General features: G+C 39.0%; 6 protein-coding genes. All 6 read right to left on the minus strand.

Annotated features, from left to right (window positions below):
* Window positions 1-345 precede the first annotated feature (345 nt).
* Genes thiE through thiO form a run of 6 tightly spaced genes read right to left on the minus strand, consistent with a single transcriptional unit; the run spans window position 346 to window position 4,953 of the window.
* Window positions 346-981: a thiamine phosphate synthase gene (gene thiE / locus B371_RS0101575; protein WP_019412570.1), complete on the minus strand. Its 636-nt coding sequence runs from the start codon at window positions 979-981 to the stop codon at window positions 346-348.
* Window positions 981-1,787, minus strand: coding sequence for a bifunctional hydroxymethylpyrimidine kinase/phosphomethylpyrimidine kinase (thiD, locus tag B371_RS0101580; protein WP_019412571.1), 807 nt, complete (start codon window positions 1,785-1,787; stop codon window positions 981-983). The genes thiE and thiD overlap by 1 nt, the downstream gene beginning before the upstream one ends.
* A gap of 35 nt (window positions 1,788-1,822) precedes the next feature.
* Window positions 1,823-2,842, minus strand: coding sequence for a thiazole biosynthesis adenylyltransferase ThiF (locus B371_RS0101585; protein WP_019412572.1), 1,020 nt, complete (start codon window positions 2,840-2,842; stop codon window positions 1,823-1,825).
* Complete coding sequence (locus B371_RS0101590; RefSeq protein ID WP_019412573.1) at window positions 2,839-3,606, minus strand: thiazole synthase; 768 nt, start codon at window positions 3,604-3,606, stop codon at window positions 2,839-2,841. The genes B371_RS0101585 and B371_RS0101590 overlap by 4 nt, the downstream gene beginning before the upstream one ends.
* A 2-nt stretch (window positions 3,607-3,608) precedes the next feature.
* On the minus strand, window positions 3,609-3,812 hold the full coding sequence (gene thiS / locus B371_RS0101595; RefSeq protein WP_019412574.1) for a sulfur carrier protein ThiS: 204 nt from the start codon (window positions 3,810-3,812) through the stop codon (window positions 3,609-3,611).
* A 16-nt stretch (window positions 3,813-3,828) separates the two neighbouring features.
* On the minus strand, window positions 3,829-4,953 hold the full coding sequence (gene thiO, locus B371_RS0101600) for a glycine oxidase ThiO (protein WP_019412575.1): 1,125 nt from the start codon (window positions 4,951-4,953) through the stop codon (window positions 3,829-3,831).
* Window positions 4,954-5,048: the final 95 nt, after the last annotated feature.

Consider the following 5,048-nt stretch of genomic DNA (forward strand, 5'->3'; position numbering starts at 1 on the left):
CCAACTAAGTATAGCCTATCCACTTTCGCTAAAATCGAGGGAGGCTTTGCTATTTATATACACTGTACTGCGGATCAGGCCTGTTTTATAGATTGGCAGTTAACTCTAAATAGCCTTTTTCAACTACTATATGTATGATTGGTCATAAACAAAAAAGGTGCCTAGAAGAGGGAGTGTCTTCTTAAAGCAACCTTTAATAGTAACAGTGTAGTCTTAAATCTTTAATCGTATACTTGGGGATCCTAATTCTTGCATGAATATATATCATAATCATTTACAACCTATGCATAGCAGAACATACATATTACAATTGTATGAATATACACTTTTATGTTTTTCAGAATTTCATTTGATTTTAAGCATTATATCTTGCGTTGCGATCTTCGGAAAATTTGATTGGCTAATTGCCGATATAATTGCCACACCATCTGCGCCATTATTGATTACTTCTGTTACTGTTGATTGCGTTATCCCACCAATCCCTACAATTGGGATGGTTATACTAGCTTCACGCATTTTCCTTATTAGTTGAGGACCTTGAACTTTTCGTGCGTCCAACTTGGTTGCTGTAGCATACATGGGTCCAACACCTAAATAATCTGCTCCCTTATCAATGGCAATTAAAGCTTCTTCTATAGAATGAGCAGATACTCCAATTATTTTATTTCCAATTCTTTTCCGTACATCTTCAATAGAAATATCTTCTTGGCCAATATGAACACCATCCGCGTCTAACTCAATTGCCAAATCCACGTCATCATTCACAATAAATGGGACATTAAATTCTCGACAAATTCCTTGTAAGTCCTTTGCTAATTCAACTTTATCCCTGTCAGCTAAACAATCGATACCTTTTTCACGGTATTGAAACAGAGTAATCCCCCCCTCAATCGCTTCACGTAGTACGTGTCGAGGGTTCTCTTTACAATTTGGACTACCCATTACAAAATATAAAGTTAGTAAATCTTTGATTGGATGCATTAAACATTCACCTTCCGTCGTCTGTAGGCTAGGTGGTTAGTTGGTCCATGACCAGATCCAATTCCTAAACTATCCTCTATTGCTGCTTGAATGAACGACTTAGCTGTTTCTACCGCATCAAAAATAGACCTTCCTTTTGCTAGTTCAGCAGTGATGGCAGCGGAAAATGTACAGCCAGTTCCGTGGGTATGTTTTGTATATGTCCGAGGTCCAGAAAACAGGTGGTACACGTCACCATCATAGAGGAGGTCAGTTACTTCGTTGCCATCATCGTGTCCACCTTTTATCACTACATTTTTGGCACCAAGTTGAAAAATTGTATGTGCAGCTCTTTTTCGATCTTCTAATGACAAAATTTTATATCCAACTAACTTTTCGGCTTCAGGAATATTTGGTGTAATACAGTAAGCAAGTGGAATTAGTTGTTTTTTTAATGTTTCTACCGCTTCCTCTTGTAACAGTTGGGATCCTCCTTTGGCAATCATAACCGGATCAACAACAACCTTTGTCCATTGTTCCTTTTTAATAGCAAATGCAACTGCTTCAATTAACTCACTATTAAAAAGCATTCCTGTTTTAATGGCATCAGGATTTAAATCAGTTGCAACTGATGTTATTTGTTGAATAACTGCTTCTACTGATAGCGGGAAGATTCCTTGTACCCCTAACGTGTTTTGGGCGGTCACTGCTGTTATGGCTGACATCCCATAGACATCTAGTTCTTGAAACGTCTTTATGTCTGCTTGAATTCCTGCACCTCCACCACTATCAGAACCAGCAATCGTTAATGCTTTAGCAATCGTCACTTTTATATCCCCCTTTGATGATTTAATAATCCATTTCAACCCAAGTAGCGATGATATAAAGTTTTAGCTTCAGCAATGTCTTTTGTACCATGTATCAGTACCCGTCCATCCTTAAAAATAACAAGCCTATGATGTCCCACTGAAAAAGACAGTAAATATGGATTCAGTGATACCTTCCCTTCTTGTTGTGAAAGGATTTTAGCTAGACTTTCTAAATTTCTATCAGCTAGTTTAGGAGGTCTAATTTGAACTGTATCTCTACCACATAAAACAGCAGTTTTGGTTTGGTTTGAAAAGGTCAAATAGGGATACGTTCGCTTTTCTCCGCATGATAAGCACTCTTCATTCTTAACCTTGTCTACGTTAATAGCTGCATGTTGATTCTTCCATAAATCAAAAGATACGAGTTTCTTTCTTAATGATTGGTAATCTTCGACCAATATTTTTAATGCTTCAGAGGTTTGGTAGGATACAACCATTTGAACAGCAGGACTAATAATTCCGACGGTGTCACAAGTAATTCCACCCATTGGCACAGTCTCGAGCAGGCAATTTAAACAAGGAGTTTGTCCTGGGAGGATTGTGTAAGTAATTCCATAACTTCCAACACACGCACCATATATCCAAGGAATTTGAACCTTCTGAGAAATGTCATTAATTATCATTCGGATATCAAAATTGTCAGTTGCGTCCATGATTAAATCCACATCTTTAACAAGCTGTTCTAGTTCCTCGACAGAGACATCCATCACATGGGACACAACTTCTACTTCCGAATTTATAAGTGTTAAGCGCTCCTTTGCTGCAATAGCTTTAGGAATTCTTTGCATTGCATCTTTCTCCGTATAAAGTTGTTGACGTTGAAGATTACTCAACTCTACATAGTCACGATCAACAATCGTCAACTTGCCAATCCCAGCACGAACAAGTACTTCGGCACTCCCTGTTCCAAGAGCACCTGCGCCGATAACTAACACATGTTTCTTTGTTAATTTCGATTGGCCTTGTGACCCTATTGGCGCAAATAGTTCCTGTCTTGAATAGCGTTCATTCAACTAATGCTCATTCCTTCCGTCGGGCTACTTGCTGTAGCATACCGTTTTATTGGAATTCTACCTGCTTCAAATCCAAGTCGTCCCGCTTCAATTGCCAGTTTCATGGCTAAAGCCATTTTCACTGGGTCAGTAGCGCCAGCAACCGCAGTGTTAAGTAACACACCATCTGCACCTAATTCCATAGCGCCAGCAGCGTCAGAAGGTGTGCCAATTCCAGCATCAATTATAATCGGAACATTTGCTTGTTCAATAATAAAGCTAAGGTTTAATGGATTAATAATCCCTTGACCAGAACCAATTGGGGATGCACCAGGCATAATGGCATGACAACCTAACTCTTCTAGTCTTCTAGCTAGGAGAACATCGTCTGATGTATAGGGTAGAACGGTAAACCCTTCTTTTAACAACTCTTCCGAAGCATTTAATGTCTCAATTGGGTCCGGCAATAAGGTTTTCTGGCAACCGATTACTTCAACTTTAATCATGTCACATAGCCCAGAAGCCTTTGCTAATTTAGCAATACGAACCGCTTCTTTAGCAGTTTTTGCCCCTGCGGTATTTGGCAGTAAAACATACTTCTTTAAATCTAATTTTTCTAAGAAGTTAGGTAAACTTGGTTCGAATACATTCATCCTACGAACAGAGAACGTTAAAATCTGCGTCCCCGAAACATCTACCGCTTCTTTTTGAATATCAAAATTAGGATATTTTCCTGTACCTAATAGTAATCTCGAATTAAATTCATATGTCCCAATCTTTAACATCCTCATCCGCCTCCTACAAAATGTACTAACTCTATTTTATCCCCATCACAAAGTTGGGTTTCTTGGTGTAATTCTTTTTCCAAAATCATATCGTTCCATTCAACGATGACTACCTTTTGTTCTAATTCAAAATGTTGTAAAAGGTTATATATTGTTTCTACCTTATTTGGAATCTCTAATCTGTCTCCGTTAATTACTAATTCCAATTGATTCACTCCATTCTTAGGTGTATTGCTTTACCATTCGTTCCACTCGAAAAGGTGATAAATTAAGCGGTGGTTCTTTCCCTTCAACCAAATCTGCTATGACCTCACCAGTGATTGGTGATAGTAATATCCCATTTCTAAAATGTCCTGTTGCGACAAAAAGTCCTTTATATATAGGGTGTTCTCCCAAGTATGGCAAGCCGTCAGCTGTTTGCGGACGAATACCAGCCCATGCTCGCTCCCATTCCGCCTCCACAATGGATGGCACTAGATATTTTGCCTTTTCCATTAGTAAGGAAATCCCCTCTACTGTGACTTGTTGGTTAAATGTTCTTGGAATAACGGTTGCACCAACAATAATTCTTCCACCCTTCTTAGGAACAAGATAGCAACCATGAGAAAATATCGTACTCGATAGCAATGGTTGTTGTATCACCACAGAAAAACATTCTCCTTTGACTGGGTAAGTATCGAGTTGTAACCCTGTTTCTGCAAGTATCTTGTTACTCCATGCCCCACCAGCTACAATAATTTTGTCACTAGTAAAATGTCCTTCATTCGTTTCAATACCTGTGACTTTGCCATTTGAAAATTTGAACGAATGAACCTCTACGTATTCCTTTATTACTACACCAAGTACTGTTGCGGACTTCAGAAATCCTAAAGTTAACTGAGTCGCATCAACATGCCCATCTTTTTCAAGATACATTGCACCAGTGATAGCTTCGGACACTGCTGGTTCCTTCTTTCTTATCTCACTACCAGTAAGCCACTCTGCTTCTTCTCCGTTTTGTCGTTGAGTAGTAATGATTCGCTTATTTTCTTGCTGATCCTGATCGTTTAAGCAAATCTTTAACATTCCTTTATTAATAAGATCAATGTCTATTCCAGTCTTTTCTTTAATTTCATTAGCAAGTGTCGGGAACATCCCCCTACTTTTTTTAGCTAATTGAAAAAGAGAACCTACTCCATCCATTTCTGCTTGAGCACCAAGCATACCGGCTGCAGCTCCAGAGGATTTACTTGCAAGTCGATCCTTTTCCAACAACAGGACTTTGCTTCCTCGTTTTGCAAGGTTATAAGCAATGGATCCACCAATGACTCCACCACCTATCACGATTGCATCATACGTATTACTCATCAAAGTTCCTCCTTTATTAAGAAAAATCGGGCAAAGTTGATTTTCGCTCCATGCGGACGCTTTCCGTGGGGCACGGCCTCAATCTCCTCGTCACT

This window comes from Paenisporosarcina sp. TG20 (assembly GCF_000286315.1).
Classification (GTDB): domain Bacteria; phylum Bacillota; class Bacilli; order Bacillales_A; family Planococcaceae; genus Paenisporosarcina.

What these genes read in the sequence shown, in the direction of transcription:
- thiO (WP_019412575.1), bottom strand. Translation starts at nt 4,953, where the DNA reads ATGAGTAATACGTATGATGCAATCGTGATAGGTGGTGGAGTCATTGGT.
- thiE (WP_019412570.1), bottom strand. Translation starts at nt 981, where the DNA reads ATGCATCCAATCAAAGATTTACTAACTTTATATTTTGTAATGGGTAGT.
- B371_RS0101590 (WP_019412573.1), bottom strand. Translation starts at nt 3,606, where the DNA reads ATGTTAAAGATTGGGACATATGAATTTAATTCGAGATTACTATTAGGT.